We start from the raw sequence: 16,888 nt of genomic DNA, 5'->3' as shown, positions 1-16,888 counted from the left end.
GATCGCGAGGGCGCGATGCCGATCATTCGGGAAGTCCGTCGCGCCAGTACAGCTCCACGGGGTTGAACCCGGCCGGGTCGGGCCGGCGGGGAGCGATGCGGTGGAACCCGGCTTGTTTCATGGTGCTTCGAACGATGTCGCCGTCGATGTACTTATCGTGGATCTCGAGCACGATGCGGTCGACGGCATCCATCCACGGCCTTGGGGCGGCGAAGATGTCGGCCTCGCTGCCCTCGACGTCGACCTTCAACAGGTCGACGTGGTCGAGACCGTGACGGTCCAGCAGCTCATCGACCGTGCGTGCGGGCAGGATGCGCGGCGGGCGGGCCAGGCTGTTCTCCAGTCGCCACGGCCGGGAGCGGCGCAGTTCGTACACCTCGGGAACGGCGGTGCAGGTGTCCCAGAACGCGCTGACGGCGAACTCCAGCTCACCCGCCGCACCGGACACCGCGCAATCCTCCACGATCCAGTCCAGGCCCGACAGGGACCGATTGCGGTGCAGTACCTGGCGGCTCTCGGTGATCGGCTCCACCGTGAGCAGCCGCCGCGGCCGGTAGCGGGCGGTGAAGTAGGCGGCGGCCTGCCCGGTGTTGCCGCCGAGGTCGACGACGGTGTCGAGGACGTCGATCTCCGAGTCGAGGGCGTAGACCTGGTCGAGCTCGTAGTAGCGGTGCAGGAAGATCTGCCAGAGGATGAGCAGGTCACTCTGATTGCGGCGCACCATGATCGGCGCGTCGCCGCGCGGGGTGGCGAACCGCAGGTCGATCAGCTCGTCGCCGGCGAGTGGTGTGCCCGCCATGCCGAGGAAACGGCGAGCCATCCAGAACGGGGCGCGAACCCGGCTGCCGCCGCGCGCCGAGCGGGCCGCGATACGCATATCGCGGATCGTGCCGAGGGCTTCGCGCGCCAGAACCCTGGGCGTGCCGACGCCGAAGGCGCGATCGGCGTCCGAGCGTAGGTCGGCGAGATTCATGACATCTCCTGTCCGAGTGTGTGATCCGGGTGTGACGCTCGATCAGCGGGGAGCTCGGGACGGCAGGACGGGCGGTTGGATCCACGCCCGTTGAGATAGCTGAATGATAGCTGTTGTCTCTGGCGGCCTTCGCCCGGCGGCTTCTGTTCGAGCCGACACACGCCACAGCGCTTGGCTCGTCGCGGGGGTCGGCGACCGTAACTTGGTGGTCGGACCCACTTTGTGGGGCGGACGGTCAGGGAAGGGACGCATGGCGATGAGCAGGCGGAGTTTCGTGGTGGGCAGTGCCGTGGCGGCCTCGGCGGCGGCTGCGGCGTGCGGGACCGGCGACTCGGGATCGGGTGCGTCGGCGGATGTCATCTTCTCCGGCGGGCCGATCGTCACCGTCGCGGGCGGAGCGGCCGAGGTCGAGGCGCTGGCCGTGACGGGCGGGCGGATCAGCGCGGTGGGCACCGAATCCGAGGTGATGGCACACCGCGGTCCCGCCACGAAGCTCGTGGATCTGCGGGGGCGGGCGTTGTTGCCGGCGTTCGTGGAACCGCACAGCCATCCCTCGCAGATCGCCGCAGCGCTCGCCCCGCCCGCGGTCGACGTGCGGCCGTTCACCGTGCCGACCGGGGACGGGGTGAACGCGAAGCTGGCCGAGGCGGTGCGGAACGCGCAGCCGGGGGAGTCGATCCTGTTGTACGGGATCGATGTGCTGTTGCAGACCGGCCTGGTGCTGCCGACCGTGCGGAGCCTCGACGCCGCCGCGCCCGCGAATCCGGTTGTGGTGGTGGCCAACAGCGGACACGCCGCTTACGGCAATACCGCGGCGCTGAAACAGGCCGGGATCACTCGCGACACCCCGAACCCGCCGGGGGCGGAGTACGTGCACGGACCCGACGGCGAACTGACCGGCGAGGTGCGGGAGGCGGCCGCGATCCTGACCCTGACCGAGCCGCTGCAGGCGTCGGTCAGCGGCGGCATGCCCGACCGATTGCGCTGGGCCTATAGGGAATTGGCGGCCGCCGGATACGCCACCGCCAGCGAGCACACCGGCAGCGCCGACTCCGGGCAGCTGTACACCGCGGTGGCCGCGGACCCGGCCTGCCCGATCCGGATTCGCTCCTACACCATGGGAATCCCGGAACTGGCCACCGATGCCGCCAATGTCCCGGGCCCGGCCGTCGGCGGGGACGCCCTGTTCGGAGTCATCGGCATGAAGCTGTGGGCGGACGGATCACCCTGGCAGGGCAATATTTTCACCACGTTCCCGTATCTCACCAACGAGGCCACCGCCCGCATGGGTCTCGAACCGCACCACCACGGCGGCATGAACTACACCCCCGAGCAGATCACCGACCTGTCCGCCGCGTTTGTCGGGCAGGGTTGGCAGCCCGCCTGCCACGTGCACGGCGACGCGGCCGTGGACGTGGTGCTCGACGCCTACGAGAAGGCCCTCGCCGGGAAGACCGGCGACCTGAGGCCGCGGCTCGAGCACTGCGGGGCGATGCGGCCCGACCAGTTCGCGCGCGCCGCCAAACTCGGAGTGACGGTGAGCTTCTTCATCGAGCACGTCTACTACTGGGGCGACGTGCTGATCGACGAGCTGTTCGGCCCCGAACACGGCGCGCACTGGATGTCGGCGAAATCGGCGCTGGACGCGGGGCTGCGGATCTCGTTCCACAATGACGGCACCGTCACCCCGCCCGACCCGATCGGCAATATCGCCACCGCCGTCACCCGCACCGCGCGCGGCAGCGGCCGCGTCCTGGCTGCCGAACAGTGCCTGAGCGTCGACGCCGCGATCAAGGCGCAGACCCTCGACGCCGCCTGGCAGCTGCACCTCGACGCCGAGATCGGCAGTCTGGAACCGGGCAAGTGCGCGGATCTGGTGGTGCTGTCGGGCAATCCGCGCGCCGTGCCGCCGGAGTCGTTGCGCGCCTTGCGGGTCGAGGCCACCTACCTCATGGGCCGCCAGACCTTCGGCCCACCGCTCGCCTGACCCGTCACCCGACGCGGGTCAGCACCTGCGGGCCCGACTCGGTGATGGCGATGGTGTGCTCGGAGTGCGCGGTGCGTGAACCGTCGGCCGAGCGCAGGGTCCAGCCGTCGGGGTCGGTGACGATGCGGTCGGTGCCGCGCGCGAACCACGGCTCGATCGCGAGGGTCAGGCCCGGGCGCAACCGGAAACCGCGTCCGGCGCGCCCGGCATTGGGGACATGCGGGTCCTCGTGCATGGTGCGGCCCAGGCCGTGCCCGCCGTATTCGGTGTTGATCGGGTAGCCGTGGTCGCGGGCCACGGCGGCGATGGCCGCGGACAGGTCGCCGATGCTGTTGCCCGGCTCGGCGACCGCGATGGCCGCGTCCAGGGCCTGTTCGGTGGCGCGGATCAGCCGTTCGTCCTCGGGACCGGGGCTGCCCACGATGACCGTGACCGCGGAGTCGGCGACCCAGCCGTCGATGCTCACCGCCAGATCCATGCTCAGCACGTCGCCGTCGCGCAGCGTGTAGTCGAACGGAAGTCCGTGCAGCACCGCGTCGTTCACCGACAGGCAGACGGTGTTGCGGAACGGGCCGCGCCCGAAACTGGGGGAGTAGTCCCAGTAGCAGGAGACCGCACCGCGCTCCCGGATGCGTTCGCGGACCACGGCTTCCAGCTCCAGCAGGTTGACCCCGATCCGGGCCCGCTCCCGCAGTTCGGCGAGCACACCAGCCACGAACTGCCCGGTCACGCGCATGCTGTCGATCTCGGCGGGGCTCTTGAGTTCCACCATGACTACCTCCATCAATCGGTATTTTAATACCGACCATAGGGCTTGCGGTATTTAAATACCGAACGTAGGGTGACCGGTATGGTCCGACTGCCGCTCACGCCCGCCCAGCTCGAAGCCGGACGCCGCCTGGGCGCGGCCCTGCGCACCGCCCGCGACGGCCGCGACCCGGTGGACGTGGCCGTGAGCGCCGGCATTTCGCCCGAGACCCTGCGCAAGATCGAATCGGGGCGGCTGCCCACCCCCGCGTTCGGGACCGTGGTGGCCTTGAGCCGCACCCTCGACATTCCCCTCGACGAGCTGGCCGAGATCTGGCATCCCGGCGACACGGAGCAGCGCTCGGCCTCGTAACCGATTGCCGGGGACCGTGACCGGCCGGTTCAGTCGCCGGTCAGCTCGACCGGCACCGCCAGCACATCCACCATCGCGCCATTGCGCAGCACCGTCACCGGCAGCGTGCGCCCGATGGCATCGGCGAACAACTGCCGCTGGATCCCCTGCGCGTCGCGGATCTCGGCGCGCGCGACGCTGAGCACCAGATCCCCGCGCCGCAGCCCAGCCCGTTCGGCGGGCCCGCCGCGCACCACCTCCACGATCCGCAGTCCCGCGTCCTGCCCGGTGCGGGCGGCGACCGCGGTCGGCAGGGGAGCGGGCACCCCGACCACACCCAGATAGGCGCGCCGGACCCGGCCCTCGGTGAGCAGCGTGCTGATGATGCGGCGGGTGGTGACATTGATCGGAATCGCCAGACCCAGCCCGATCCCGGCGACCGCGGTATTGATCCCCACCACCCGGCCCGCCGAATCCGCCAGTGCGCCACCGGAATTACCGGGATTGAGGGCGGCGTCGGTCTGGATCACGTCCTCGATGACCCGTGCGGTGCGCCGATTGCCGACCGGCACCGAGCGGCCCAGCGCGCTCACCACGCCCGCGGTCACCGACCCGGCCAGCCCCAGCGGAGAACCGACCGCCACCACCAGCTGCCCGACCACCAGGCTGTCGGCGTCCCCGAGCCGCACCGCGTCGGGCGCGCCGCCGCGGGCACGCAGCACCGCCAGATCCGAGAGCGGATCCACCCCCACCACGTCGAAGGCCGATTCGAGGCCGTCGGCAAACACCACGGTCCCCTGGCTCGCCTCGCCGACCACGTGAGCGTTGGTGAGCAGGAATCCGTCGGCGGTGAACACCACCGCCGATCCGCCGCCGCGCCGGGTCTGCACGCTGGCCACGTGCGGGGTCACCGAGGCGGCGACCGCGATCACGGTGCGCGAGTACGCGTCCATGGCCGCGGGGTCCGGATCGCCGAAGCCCGGCGGCGGCACAGGGTCGGGATTCTCGTCCCAAGGCGAGAGGGCAGCTTCGTCGTCCACGACGACCACCATCCGATTACGTGATTACAGTGCGTAATCCCAGGATGCGCGCGCACGGGGCACCGCGACAACCGGTTCGCCGACAGCGCAAACCGGGAACGCGGATCAGCGCAGGCGGTACTTCAGGTGGGTGACGCGGGAACCGGGCACGATCTCCGGATCCTCCAGCAGCACCGGCGCATTCGCCAGCTGACCCAGCAGCGGCACCCCGCTGCCCAGCAGCACCGGCACCAGATCGACCCAGACCTCGTCGAGCAGGCCCTCGTCGAGGCACTGCCGGGCCACATCGCCGCCGCTGACACCGACCATCCGGTCTCCGGCGATGCCGCGCGCCACGTCGACGGCCTCCTTCACCCCGCCGCTCACGAAGGTGAACGGGGCGTCGGGATGCTCGGCGATCCACTGCTCGGGCACGGTGTGGGTGACCACCACGATCGGCTTGTCCGCCGGATGCACCCCGCCCCAGCCGTCGGTGAGGCTGAACAGCCGCTTGCCGACCACGTACACCCCGACCCCGTCGAGCCAGGCCCGCAGGTATTCGGCATCGGAGGCGGTCAGCGTGAACGGGATCTCGGGGTGGGTACTGGCGATCGGCACATCGCCGGCCTGGTACCAGGCGAACAGGTGCTCGAAACCGGTTTCGCCGGGGCCCGCGATGAATCCGTCGAGGGACATGCTCGCGCCGGTGACTACCTTGCTCATGGCCGTACTCCTTCAGCAGGGGAACGAATCGGCGTGCTTCGCCGTCTCTGCCTGGAAGTCGGCGCCGCCTCCCGGAAATCATCGTTGTCGCGCGACGAATTCTTCCGGGAAACGGACCGGTGCGACCGGATCAGGTCGCCTGGCTCACCGAGGACATGTGGAAATCGGGAATCCGCAACGGCGGCATGGCCGTCCGGGTGAACCAGTCCTTCCACTCGCGCGGCAGCGTGATCTCGGTGCGGCCCGCCTCCGACACCCGCCGCAGCAGGTCCAGGGGGCTCTCGTTGAAGCGGAAGTTGTTGACCGCCCCGGTCACCTCACCGTTCTCGACCAGGTAGACGCCGTCGCGGGTGAGGCCGGTGAGCAGCAGCGTGGCCGGATCCACCTCGCGGATGTACCACAGGCAGGTCAGCAGCAGACCGCGCTCGGTGCGCGCGATCATGTCGGTCAGGGTGGCGTCGCCGCCGCCGGTCATGAGCAGGTTCTCGCCGGGCAGCGTGACGGGGGCGTCGAATTCGGCGGCGGTGGCGCGCGGGTACACCAGCGACTCGATCACGCCCTCGCGCACCCAGTCGGTGCGCTGCGCGGTCAGGCCGTTGTCGAACACCGACAGCGACTCCGACGACGACGGCGTCGCCACGAACGGCCGGTACTCCAGACCCGCCGCGCTCGGATCCGAGGACAGGGTCAGCGGAATCCCGGTGAGCCGCTCCCCGATTCGGGTGCCGCCCGCGCGGGAGAAGGCGGTGTGGCCCTCGTGCGCGCCGCGGCCCTCCATGGACCAGGCCATGTAGATCATCAGATCCGCGACCGCCGAGGGCGGCAGCAGCGTCTCGTAGCGGCCCGCGGGCAGCTCGACACGGCGCTTGGACCAGTCCAGTCGCCGCGACAGCTCCGCGAGCAGAGCGGGGGTGTCGACATCGGCGAAATCGGTGGTGCCGGTGCCGACCCACGCGCTGGCCAGCTCCGCGCCCGCACCGCGCTTGCCGTTGATCTCCACCGAACCCGTCGGCTGCACCCAGCGCCGCCGCAACCCCGTGGAGGTGCCCAGCCAGGTGGAGTGCATCTGGTGGTGGGCGAAACCGTAGAGGCGGTCGGAGCCGTCGAAACCGGCGGCGAGATCGCTTGCCAGCGTGGTGAACACGCCGATGTCGGTGGTCGCCGGGTCACCGTCCCAGTCCAGCAGCCGGTCCAGGGTGTCGGCGTCGACGGCGTCGGGATCCAGCAGCGGCATGGCGTCGCGCGCCGGCTCGGCGTCGCGGGCGGCCTGTTCGGCGGCCCGCACCACGGCCTCGATCTCGGCGGGATCCACGCTGGTGGAACTCACGCTGCCGACCCGCGCGACGGTCGGGCCCTCCCGGAACACCGAGACCACCGCCCACTCGCGCGCCACCGAGGAACCGTTGGTGGTCATGGAGTTTCCGGCCCAGCGCAGCGACGCCTCATGCGCGTCGGTGACGATCACCATGGTCTCGTCGGCGCGCGAGGCCCGCAGCGCGCGTTCGACGACCTCGGGGGCGGGGAGCACACTCACCGTGTCGGTCCTTTCCTACTGCCCGGCTTCGGCGCGGGTATTGAGAACAGTGATGCCGCGCACCAGCACCGACGGGCAGCCGTGCGAGACCGCCGCCACCTGACCGGGTTGCGCCTTGCCGCAGTTGAACGCCCCGCCCAACACCCAGGTCGAGGGCCCCCCGACGGCCTCCATCGAACCCCAGAAGTCGGTGGTGGTGGCCTGGTAGGCGACATCGCGCACCTGCCCGGCCAGCTCGCCGTTGCGGATCCGGAAGAAGCGCTGACCGGTGAACTGGAAGTTGTAGCGCTGCATATCGATCGACCACGACTTGTCGCCGACGATGTAGAGGCCGTTCTCCACCCGGGAGATGAGCTCGGCGGTGCTGGTGTCGCGCTCGGGATCGGGTTGCAGCGACACATTGGCCATGCGCTGGATCGGCACATGGTGCGCGGAATCGGCGTAGGAGCAGCCGTTGGAGCGTTCCAGGCCCAGCTTGGGCGCGAACATCCGGTCGAGCTGGTAGCCGACCAGCACGCCGTCGCGCACCAGATCCCAGCGCTGCCCGGCCACGCCCTCGTCGTCCCAGCCGACCGTGGCCAGGCCGTGCTCCTGGGTGCGGTCACCGGTGACGTGCATGATCGGGGTGCCGTAGCGCAGCGTGCCGAGCAGGTCGGGGGTGGCGAACGAGGTTCCCGCGTAGGCCGATTCGTAGCCGATGGCGCGGTCGTACTCGGTGGCGTGGCCGATGGACTCGTGGATGGTGAGCCACAGATTGCTGGGGTCGATCACCAGATCGGTGGGGCCCGCCTCGACGGTGGGGGCCTTCACCTTCTCCGCCAGCCACTCCGGCATCCGCGCGAGTTCGCCCGCCCAGTCCCAGTGCCCGTCCGCGCCGGTCACGTACTCCCAGCCGCGCCCGGCCGGGGCGGCCAGGGTGCGCATGGTCTCGAACACGCCCGCGGCCGGATCGACGGTGATGGCCTCGAACTGCGGGTGCAGCCGCACCCGCTGCTGAGTGATGCGCGAGCCGAAGGTGTCGGCGTAGAAGGTCTGCTCCTTGACCTGCAGCACCGCCGCCGTCACGTGATCCACGCCGTCGGCGGAACTCAGCCGCTCCGAATAGTCCAGCAGCAGCGCCACTTTCTCCGGCGTCGGCACCTCGAAGGGGTCGACGTCGTAGGCGGAGACGTATTCGGCGTCGTCGTAGCGCGGCTCCGGAGCCAGTTCCACGCGTTCGCGATTGAGCGCGCGCAGGGTCCGCGCCACCGTGACCGCGCGCTGCGCCACCTGGGCGGCGGTCTCGGCGGTGAGATCGGCGTGCGAGGCGAAACCCCAGGTGCCGTCGACGATCACGCGCACCGCGAACCCGAGATCGGTACTGTCGGACACCGATTCGACGCGGCCGTCGCGCAACCTGATGGACTGCTGCACGAGTCGATGCACCCGCAGGTCCGCGTACTCCGCCCCGGCCGCGCGGGCCGCGCTCAACGCGGCGTCGGCGAGCGCGGACAGCGGCAGCGCGCGGAACTGGCCGTCGATGACCTTGGTAGCGATGCTCACCCGCACCACGCTAGAGGGCGACACGCCGGGGGTTCAAGAAACCACGCAGCCCGAACGAAATTCATGACGCGCAAATCTGCATACGCTGCAACGATGCGTGAAGTGCGAAGGAGCACACCGGGAAACGGCACGCTCAACGGCCTGACATTCCGCGGATTGCCGATCGGATGCCGTACTGTCTGCCCGCGTGCCGCCATCCGCACTCCGCGATCGCAAACGGGAACGCACCCGCCGAGCCCTGCTCGAAGCCGCCGTAGAACAGTTCGAGAGCCGAGGATACGAGGCGGCCACCGTCGCCGACATCGCGGCCGCCGCCGAAGTCGGCACCCGGACGTTCTTCAACTACTTCGCCAGCAAAGAGGAACTCTTGTTCCCCGAGCCGGACGAACGCGTGCAGGCCGCCGTGCGTGCCATCGCCACCCGCCGCCCCGGTGAACGCCCCGTCGAGGTGCTGCTGCGCGCGCTGCGCGCCGCCGGTGACAATCCCGGCGACCACCTCGGCGACGACCTCGCCGCCCGCATCGCCGTCCTCCGCGCCCAGGTGTCGCGCACCGTGCCCGCCGTGTCGGGCCGGGCCGCCTACGCCCAGCTCGCGTCCCAGCAGGAGATCGCGCGTCAGCTGCGCGCCGCGTTCCCCGAGGAACTCGACGACGTCGGCGCGGCCGCCCTGGTCGGCGCGGTCGTCGGCGCGGTGTCGGGGGCGTTGACCGTGCTGTTCCAGCGGCCCGGCCTCGAGGACGGCGAAGCGCTGCAACGCAAGATCCAGGAGACCACCTCGAAGGTGCTGGCGCCGTGGCTGTCCCAGCCCGCCCCGGAGCTGCCCGCCGACCACCTACCGGTGATCGCCGACGTTCCACTACGCCCGGAGCCCGAAGCCTTTCGCCCCCTGAGCTCGGTGCACCGGCTCGCTCGCGTCTGAATCCGGTCAGCCGAACTGCTGCCAGCCCAGGCGGATCACCATGGCGGTGACCACCACCAGCAGGACGACCCGGACGAAACCGGCGCCCTTGGCCAGGGCCATGCGGGACCCGGCGATCGAACCGGCCACGTTCGCCACCGCCATGGACAGGCCCAGCGCCCACAGCACGTGACCCGTGCTCGCCAGGAACAGCAGCGAACCCAGGTTGGATCCGCAGTTGACGACCTTCGCCATGGCCGCGGCCCGCACGAACTCGGTGCCGAGCAGGGTGGCGAAGGTAATGATCAGGAACGTGCCGGTGCCCGGCCCGAGAATGCCGTCGTAGAGGCCGATCAGGCCCGCGGCGAGCGCCACCACCAGGATGGTCTTGCGGCGGGTCGGGGGATGGGTGGCCATGGTCACCCCGATCGAGGGTCGCAGCGTCACGAACACCGCCACCCCGATCAGCACCACCATGACGATCGGGATGAAGTACTCGCGGTCGATGAGGGCCACCGCGGCCGAACCGCACGCGGCCGCCACGGCGGCGATGAGCGCACCCGGGATCAGCACCTTCCAGCGCATCGGCACCTTGCGGGCGAAGGTGAACACCGCCGCACTGGTGCCCGAGAACGCCGCGATCTTGTTGGTGCCCAGCGCCGTCTGCGGGGCCAGCCCGGGCAGCACCACGAACAGCGTCGGCAGCACGATCAGCCCGCCGCCGCCGACCACGGCGTCGACCCAGCCGGCCGCTGTCGCCGCGGTCAACAGGATCGCCCAGTCCGCAATGCTCACTCCGCGACCCAACCAGACGCCGCCACCTCGGTTCAAACCGTCGGGTCTGTCAGCGAGTCGACAGCGAACCGGCCCGTAGGGTGGACGGGTGCGCCGATTCAGTCTCTGGCTGCGCGGAAAACCGCTGATCACCGATTCGGCGGTCGCGCTGCTGTTGTTCGTCATCGATGTGCTCGCCCTGAGCAACAGCCAGTACAAACCCACCTATCTCGTGCTCAGCGTGCTGCTGCCGCTGCCGATCGTGTTCCGCCGCACCCACACCCGCGCCGCCGCGGCCGCCATGGTCGTGCTGTCCATGACCGCGTCGCTGGTGCACTGGAGCGTCAGCGACCACGCCGTGCACCCGGCGCTGCTGGGCCTGGGCATCATGCTCTACACCCTCGTCGCGTACGTCGGCCGCCGCCAAGGACTCGTCTACCTGGTGATCCTGCTCATCGACGGGGTCGTCGCCGCGGCCGCCATCGGCAAACCCCAGGGCACCGACATCCTGTTCAACGCCCTCTACTACGCGTTGTGCTGGACCCTGGCCGAATTCGTCGGCGCCCGCCACGCCTACGACGCGGAGGTCGCCGCCCGCCTGGCCGTCGCCGACTACGACCGCGAACGCCGCGCCCACGACGCCGTCGCCGTCGAACGCACCCGCATCGCCCGCGAACTGCACGACGTGGTCGCGCACGCGGTCAGCGTCATCATCGTGCAGGCCGACGGCGCCCGCTACGCCCTGCGCCACGACCCCGACACCGCCGAGCAAGCGCTCACCACCATCGCCGGCACCGGCCGCGAAGCCCTGCGCGAACTGCGCCGCACCGTCGAGCTGCTGCGCACCGAGCATGCGCCCGAACAACTTCCGCAACACGGCACCGCGGGCATCGCCAAGGTCGCCGACATGATGCGCAGCGCCGGACTCGACGTCTCCCTCGAACTGCGCGGCGAACTCGACACCGTCACCCCCGAGGTCAGCCTCGGCATCCACCGCATCGTGCAGGAATCACTCACCAACACCCTGCGCCACGCCGGACCCGACCCGCGCGCCGAAGTCCGCGTCACCCGCCGCGACACCGACGTGCTGCTCGAGATCACCGACACCGGCGGCACCCCGCTCACCGCACCCCCCGACAGCGGCTGCGCCACCGGATCCACCACCGCCCCGCCCGTGCTCGCCAGCCGCATCCCCGGCAGCGGCCTGGGCCTGGTCGGCATGCGCGAACGCATCGCCGTGCTGGGCGGCACCCTCACCACGGGCCGGAATCCGCACGGCGGCTGGACCGTCCGCGCCACCATCCCCCTCGATCGCGACGACATCCAGGACTGAGCCGCCCACCCGCACCGACCGCCAGGGGCCGACGCCCGGCTATCCGCACGCATCCCGGCGCCGGATAGGTTGGGGGCGTGCCGATCACCGTGCTCGTCGTCGATGACCAGGAACTCATGCGCGCCGGATTGCGAATGGTGCTCGGCGCGCACCCCGACATCGACGTGGTGGGGGAGGCCGACAACGGCGCCACCGCCATCGCCCGCGCCACCGAACTCGTGCCCGACGTGGTGCTCATGGATGTCCGCATGCCCGTCACCGACGGCGTCACCGCCACCGCCCGCATCATCGAATCCGGCTGCGGCAGCCGTGTTCTCGTCATGACCACCTTCGACCTCGACGAACACGCCCTCGGCGCGCTGCGCGCGGGAGCCAGCGGCTTCCTGCTCAAGGACACCCCGCCCGAAGACCTCATCTCCGCCATCCGCAGCGTCGCCGCCGGCGACGCCGTCGTCTCCCCGAAGGTCACCAAACGCCTGCTCGACCGCCTCATCGCCGAGGACCCGGCCGCCGGGCGCGACCCCGGCGTCCTCGACGTCCTCACCGCCCGCGAACGCGAGGTCCTCGAACACATCGCCGCGGGCCGCTCCAACGCCGAGATCGCGGGCGCCCTCTACCTCTCCGAGGCCACCGTCAAGACCCACGTCGGCCGCGTCCTCACCAAACTCGGCCTCCGCGACCGGGTCCAGGCCGTCGTCCTGGCCTACGAGACCGGCCTGGTCCGGCCCGGCGGCGCCTGACCGCTGTGACCGGGACCGCACCCGGGAGAAAAATCGGGACCTCGCGCGTTGTCACGGGTAGACCGATCGAAAGGATCGCCTGATGCCCGCCCTGTTGTTCCTCGCCTGGTTCGCCGCCGAGATCGCCACCCTGATCGGGGTCGGCCACCTCATCGGCGTCTTCCCCACGATTCTGCTGCTGCTGGCCGGATCGGCCGTGGGTCTGGTGCTCGTGCGCTCGCAGGGCCGCCGCGTGTTCGAGGGATTCCGACGCGCCGCGCGCGGTGAGCTCGAACCCAGCACCGCCGTCGCCGACGGCGCGCTGGTCGGCGTGGGCGCGGTCCTGATGTTCGTGCCCGGCCTGCTCACCACCGTGCTCGGCCTGCTGGCACTGCTGCCGTTCACCCGATTCCTGCTCCGCCCGATCGTGGCCGCCTTCGCGGCGCGCCGGCTGAACCGGGTCGCCACCGCCGTCGGACCGTACGGGTACCGCAATGTGGTGATCGATCCCGACGGCGAGGTCATCGACGCGACCGTGGTCACCGAGTACTACGACGACGGTCAGGGCAACGGATACAAGATGATCGATCCCCGCTGAGCGGGAACCCACACGTCGATCCCCACCGCCCGCGGGGCCGATCACCTACCCGGTGATCGGCCCCGCGGCGTTATGGCAGGGGTCCTGGTCACAGTCGGCGAGTGCGATTGCCGGGACCGGCGGGCCGTGCGGCAGACTGGGCAGTCGTGAGTACCCAGTTGCTGGTCGGCGGCCGTATCTACAGTTCGAGCAATCCCGACGCGACGGCCATGGCCGTCACCGACGGGACCGTGGTGTGGGTCGGGCTGGACAAGCCGGGGCGGGCCCTGCATCCGGACGCGGAGATCATCGACCTCGACGGGGCGTTCGTCGCGCCGGGATTCGTCGACCCGCACGTGCACGTCACCGCGCTCGGACTCAAACTGACGGGACTCGATCTGGCGCAAGCCGGTTCGCTGCGGGACTGCCTGGAACTGGTGCGGGACTTCGCCTCCGGCCACCCCGACGGCGTGATCCTCGGTGAGGGCTGGGACGAGACCCGCTGGGCCGAGGGCCGGGCACCGACCCGCGAGGAACTCGATACGGCCGCGCCGGGACGACAGGTGTATCTGGCTCGCGTGGACGCGCATTCGGCCGTCGCCTCGACCGCGCTGCTCGACGCCGTCGCCGGAGTCACCGAGGCCGACGGGTTCACCCGCGGCGAGCCGCTGCGCGGCGACGCCCATCACCGGGTGCGCGGGGCCGCGCTCGGCGCGCTGAGCCGGGCGCAGCGCGACGCGGCCCGGCAGGCGGCACTGGACTCGGCCGCCGCCAACGGGGTTGTGGCCGTGCACGAATGCGCGGGACCCGAGATCTCCGGCGCCGACGACGTGCGCGAACTCCTCGACTTCACCCACGGCGTCGAGGTCCGCGCCTACTGGGGGCAGGCCGTCCGCACCGCCGACGAAGCCCGCAGCCTGGTCAAGGAACTCGGCGTGCACGCCCTCGGCGGCGACCTGTTCGTCGACGGGGCCATCGGCTCGCACACCGCCTGGCTGCGCGAACCCTACGCCGACCGCGACAGCACCGGCACCGCCTACCTCGACGCCGACGCCGTCGCGGCCCACGTGCTCGCCTGCACCGAAGCCGGCATCCAGACCGGTTTCCACGTCATCGGCGACGCCGCCATGGACGCCGTCGTCACCGGGTTCGAACGGGCCGTGGACGCCCTCGGCGGACCGGCTGTCGCCTCGCGCGGGCACCGGCTCGAACACGCCGAGATGATGACGGCCGACCAGATCGCCCAACTCGCCGCCTGGGGCGTGATCGCCAGCGTCCAACCGGGATTCGACGCCGCCTGGGGCGGACCCGACGGCATGTACGCCACCCGCCTCGGCGCGGACCGGGCCGCCACCCTGAACCCGTTCGCCGCCATGGCCGCCGCCGGCATCTCCCTCGCCATCGGCTCCGACGCCCCGGTCACCGCCCTGAACCCGTGGGAAGCGCTGCGCGCCGCGGTCAACCACCGCACCCGCGGCCACCAGATCTCCCCGCGCGCCGCCTTCGCCGCCGCCACCCGGGGCGCCTGGCGCGCCGGCGGCGTCCGCGACGGCGTCGCCGGAACCCTGGTCCCCGGCGCACCCGCCTCCTACGCGATCTGGGACTCCCGCGAACTGGTCGTCGCGGCCGCCGCCGACACCGTCCAGCGCTGGTCCACCGACCCGCGCTCCCGCGTCCCCGGCCTGCCGCCGCTCGGCCCGGACGCCACCCTGCCGCAGTGCCTGCGCACCGTGCACCGCGGGGTCACCATCCATGAAGCCTGACACCGATCCCGAGAACCACCTCCGCGCAGCGGATTCCGCCGCCGATCCGGGCGGTGCGCCCGAATCCGGCTCGCGCGCCGACGGTTCGGCCGACGGCACCGCGCCGCCGGAGTCGCGGATGGGCAGGTCGATCGCGGCGGTCACCGCGGTGGCGACGCGGTGGCCGAGGTCGGCGCGGCTCCTCGCGGCGGTCGTGGCCGGATTGCTGCTGTACGCGAGCTTCCCGCCGCGGACCTTGTGGTTCCTCGCGCCGGTCGGGATCGCGATCCTGACGCTCGTGGTGCGTGGAACCGGCCGGGCGCGTGCGGGATTCGGGTACGGCTACGTGGCGGGGCTTGCGTTCTTCGTGCCACTCCTGCCGTGGACCGGGATCTATGTCGGACCCGCGCCGTGGCTCGCCCTGTCGGCGGTATGTGCCGTCTATGTCGGGCTTTTCGGGCTGCTGACCCGGTGGGTGGCGACCCTGCCGGGGTGGCCGCTGTGGGTGGCGACGGTGTGGTCGCTCACCGAATGGGGACGCGCCAGTTTCCCGTTCGGCGGGTTTCCCTGGGGGAAGCTGGCTTTCGGTCAGGCCGACGGCTGGTACCTGCCGTACGCGATGGTGGGCGGTGCGCCGCTGGTGAGTTTCGCGGTGGCGCTCACGGGCACCGGACTCGCCGCGCTCGCCGCGGGATTGCCGGGTCGCCTCACCGCCCGCGCCGGCGATAGCGGAGGAGTGGCCGGGGCCACATCGGATTCTCCCAGATGGGGAGCATCGCATCTCACATCGTGGAACCGGATTGTTGCTGCGGCAATGCTTGTGGCTATAGTTCCCCTCGCCGGAGTGATCCTCCGGACCGCGCTGCCCGGCCCGGAGGACGGCAACCGGCCGATCACGGTCGCCGCCATCCAGGGCAGCGTGCCGCGCCTGGGCCTGGACTTCAATGCCCAGCGCCGCGCGGTTCTCGACAATCACGTCAAGCGCACCGAGGAACTCGCCCGCGACATCGCGGCCGGGAAGGCCCCGCAACCGGACGTGGTGATCTGGCCGGAGAACTCCTCCGATATCGATCCGCTGCGCAACGCCGATGCGGCGCAGGAGATCTCGCAGGCGTCGGTCGCGGTGAAGGCCCCCATCCTGGTGGGCGCGGTGCTCGTGAACGCCGACCGCACCACCACCAACTCGGTCATCGTGTGGAACGGCGATGCCGGCCCGGCCGAGCGGCACGACAAGAAGATCATCCAGCCCTTCGGCGAATACCTGCCCTACCGGGAGTTCTTCCGCCACTTCTCCGAATACGCCGACCGCGCGGGCTATTTCGTGCCCGGCACCGGCGACGGCGTGGTCCACGTGCGGCCCGCGGGCGGCGGCGCCCCGGTCGCCATCGGCGTGGCCACCTGTTACGAGGTCACCTTCGACCGCGCCTTCGAGGAATCGGTGCGCGCGGGCGCGCAACTGCTCACCGTGCCGTCCAACAACGCCACCTTCGGCCGCAGCGAGATGACCTATCAGCAGCTGGCCATGTCGCGGGTGCGCGCGGTCGAGCACGGCCGCGCGGTGGTGGTGTCGGTGACCACCGGCGTCAGCGCCATGATCACCGCCGATGGCGTGATCCAGCAGCAGACGCCGCAGTTCGAACCGGCGGCGCTGGTCGCGACGTTGCCGCTGCGGGACAACACGACACTCGCGTCCCGTTTGGGCCCCACGCCCGAGACTGTTGTGTGTATTCTGGCCGCGGCTGCTACAGCGGCCGCGCTGTTCCGGAGGCGTTATAGCACCCCGCGCGGGTGATATCTGAATCGGTCATAACCAAACCGGACGGCCGGACAATTCATCCGGCGCGGTACCGCGGGCACGTGTGTGAGGGCCGTTCCCGTACTCGGCGACTGAGATTCGCCAGTTCTTTGCCAGGGCTTGTTGAATGTCCCGATAGGTCCGAATCAAAACCGTTCCATTATGCGAGCTGG

15 protein-coding genes are annotated in these 16,888 nt (G+C 70.8%); 8 read left to right on the top strand and 7 right to left on the bottom strand.

What is annotated here, in order from left to right; translation table 11 throughout:
* Nucleotides 1-22 precede the first annotated feature (22 nt).
* Nucleotides 23-973, bottom strand: coding sequence for an FkbM family methyltransferase (locus ACWEOI_RS13215; protein ID WP_452359737.1), 951 nt, complete (start codon nt 971-973; stop codon nt 23-25).
* A 250-nt stretch (nt 974-1,223) separates the two neighbouring features.
* On the opposite strand from ACWEOI_RS13215, the gene ACWEOI_RS13210 reads away from it, so the two are divergent.
* Nucleotides 1,224-2,960, top strand: coding sequence for an amidohydrolase (locus tag ACWEOI_RS13210; RefSeq protein WP_452359736.1), 1,737 nt, complete (start codon nt 1,224-1,226; stop codon nt 2,958-2,960).
* A 4-nt stretch (nt 2,961-2,964) separates the two neighbouring features.
* Here the strand turns inward: ACWEOI_RS13210 and map are convergent, their stop codons facing one another.
* Nucleotides 2,965-3,732, bottom strand: coding sequence for a type I methionyl aminopeptidase (gene map, locus ACWEOI_RS13205; protein WP_452359735.1), 768 nt, complete (start codon nt 3,730-3,732; stop codon nt 2,965-2,967).
* Between the two features lie 78 nt (nt 3,733-3,810).
* On the opposite strand from map, the gene ACWEOI_RS13200 reads away from it, so the two are divergent.
* On the top strand, nt 3,811-4,080 hold the full coding sequence (locus ACWEOI_RS13200) for a helix-turn-helix domain-containing protein (protein WP_452359734.1): 270 nt from the start codon (nt 3,811-3,813) through the stop codon (nt 4,078-4,080).
* Between the two features lie 29 nt (nt 4,081-4,109).
* Here ACWEOI_RS13200 and ACWEOI_RS13195 read toward each other — a convergent pair whose 3' ends face one another.
* From ACWEOI_RS13195 to ACWEOI_RS13180, 4 genes are all read right to left on the bottom strand, one after another.
* Nucleotides 4,110-5,012, bottom strand: a complete 903-nt coding sequence (locus tag ACWEOI_RS13195; protein WP_433673366.1) for a trypsin-like peptidase domain-containing protein — start codon at nt 5,010-5,012, stop codon at nt 4,110-4,112.
* A 192-nt stretch (nt 5,013-5,204) separates the two neighbouring features.
* Entirely contained in the window at nt 5,205-5,801 is a 597-nt protein-coding gene (locus ACWEOI_RS13190) for a dihydrofolate reductase family protein (RefSeq protein ID WP_452359733.1), read from the bottom strand.
* A 130-nt stretch (nt 5,802-5,931) separates the two neighbouring features.
* Nucleotides 5,932-7,329 (bottom strand): metallopeptidase TldD-related protein, encoded by a 1,398-nt coding sequence (locus ACWEOI_RS13185; RefSeq protein ID WP_452360135.1) that lies wholly within the window; start codon nt 7,327-7,329, stop codon nt 5,932-5,934.
* Between the two features lie 21 nt (nt 7,330-7,350).
* The gene (locus ACWEOI_RS13180) at nt 7,351-8,877 is read right to left on the bottom strand and encodes a TldD/PmbA family protein (protein ID WP_452359732.1); all 1,527 of its coding nucleotides are present in this window, start codon (nt 8,875-8,877) and stop codon (nt 7,351-7,353) included.
* Between the two features lie 187 nt (nt 8,878-9,064).
* Between ACWEOI_RS13180 and ACWEOI_RS13175 the strand changes: the two genes are divergently transcribed.
* Entirely contained in the window at nt 9,065-9,796 is a 732-nt protein-coding gene (locus tag ACWEOI_RS13175; protein ID WP_357085752.1) for a TetR/AcrR family transcriptional regulator, read from the top strand.
* A gap of 6 nt (nt 9,797-9,802) precedes the next feature.
* Here ACWEOI_RS13175 and ACWEOI_RS13170 read toward each other — a convergent pair whose 3' ends face one another.
* Complete coding sequence (locus ACWEOI_RS13170) at nt 9,803-10,570, bottom strand: TSUP family transporter (RefSeq protein WP_379274273.1); 768 nt, start codon at nt 10,568-10,570, stop codon at nt 9,803-9,805.
* A gap of 88 nt (nt 10,571-10,658) precedes the next feature.
* On the opposite strand from ACWEOI_RS13170, the gene ACWEOI_RS13165 reads away from it, so the two are divergent.
* From ACWEOI_RS13165 to lnt, 5 genes are all read left to right on the top strand, one after another.
* Nucleotides 10,659-11,882, top strand: coding sequence for a histidine kinase (locus ACWEOI_RS13165; RefSeq protein WP_433665896.1), 1,224 nt, complete (start codon nt 10,659-10,661; stop codon nt 11,880-11,882).
* A gap of 77 nt (nt 11,883-11,959) precedes the next feature.
* Nucleotides 11,960-12,622: a response regulator transcription factor gene (locus tag ACWEOI_RS13160; RefSeq protein ID WP_357085755.1), complete on the top strand. Its 663-nt coding sequence runs from the start codon at nt 11,960-11,962 to the stop codon at nt 12,620-12,622.
* 82 nt (nt 12,623-12,704) lie between these two features.
* Complete coding sequence (locus tag ACWEOI_RS13155) at nt 12,705-13,199, top strand: FxsA family protein (protein ID WP_433665895.1); 495 nt, start codon at nt 12,705-12,707, stop codon at nt 13,197-13,199.
* A 146-nt stretch (nt 13,200-13,345) separates the two neighbouring features.
* Nucleotides 13,346-14,941: an amidohydrolase gene (locus ACWEOI_RS13150; RefSeq protein ID WP_452359731.1), complete on the top strand. Its 1,596-nt coding sequence runs from the start codon at nt 13,346-13,348 to the stop codon at nt 14,939-14,941.
* 118 nt (nt 14,942-15,059) lie between these two features.
* Nucleotides 15,060-16,712, top strand: a complete 1,653-nt coding sequence (gene lnt / locus ACWEOI_RS13145; protein WP_452360134.1) for an apolipoprotein N-acyltransferase — start codon at nt 15,060-15,062, stop codon at nt 16,710-16,712.
* The last annotated feature ends 176 nt before the right edge of the window (nt 16,713-16,888 follow it).

The sequence above is a fragment of the Nocardia sp. NPDC004340 genome, assembly GCF_053602575.1.
Note: the sequence above shows the minus strand (reverse complement) of the source record. Positions and strands in the feature narration are given on the sequence as shown.

Coding starts and splice junctions, on each gene's coding strand:
- ACWEOI_RS13215 (WP_452359737.1), bottom strand. CDS start 973: ATGAATCTCGCCGACCTACGCTCGGACGCCGATCGCGCCTTCGGCGTC.
- ACWEOI_RS13210 (WP_452359736.1), top strand. CDS start 1,224: ATGGCGATGAGCAGGCGGAGTTTCGTGGTGGGCAGTGCCGTGGCGGCC.
- map (WP_452359735.1), bottom strand. CDS start 3,732: ATGGTGGAACTCAAGAGCCCCGCCGAGATCGACAGCATGCGCGTGACC.
- ACWEOI_RS13200 (WP_452359734.1), top strand. CDS start 3,811: ATGGTCCGACTGCCGCTCACGCCCGCCCAGCTCGAAGCCGGACGCCGC.
- ACWEOI_RS13195 (WP_433673366.1), bottom strand. CDS start 5,012: ATGGACGCGTACTCGCGCACCGTGATCGCGGTCGCCGCCTCGGTGACC.
- ACWEOI_RS13190 (WP_452359733.1), bottom strand. CDS start 5,801: ATGAGCAAGGTAGTCACCGGCGCGAGCATGTCCCTCGACGGATTCATC.
- ACWEOI_RS13155 (WP_433665895.1), top strand. CDS start 12,705: ATGCCCGCCCTGTTGTTCCTCGCCTGGTTCGCCGCCGAGATCGCCACC.
- lnt (WP_452360134.1), top strand. CDS start 15,060: ATGGGCAGGTCGATCGCGGCGGTCACCGCGGTGGCGACGCGGTGGCCG.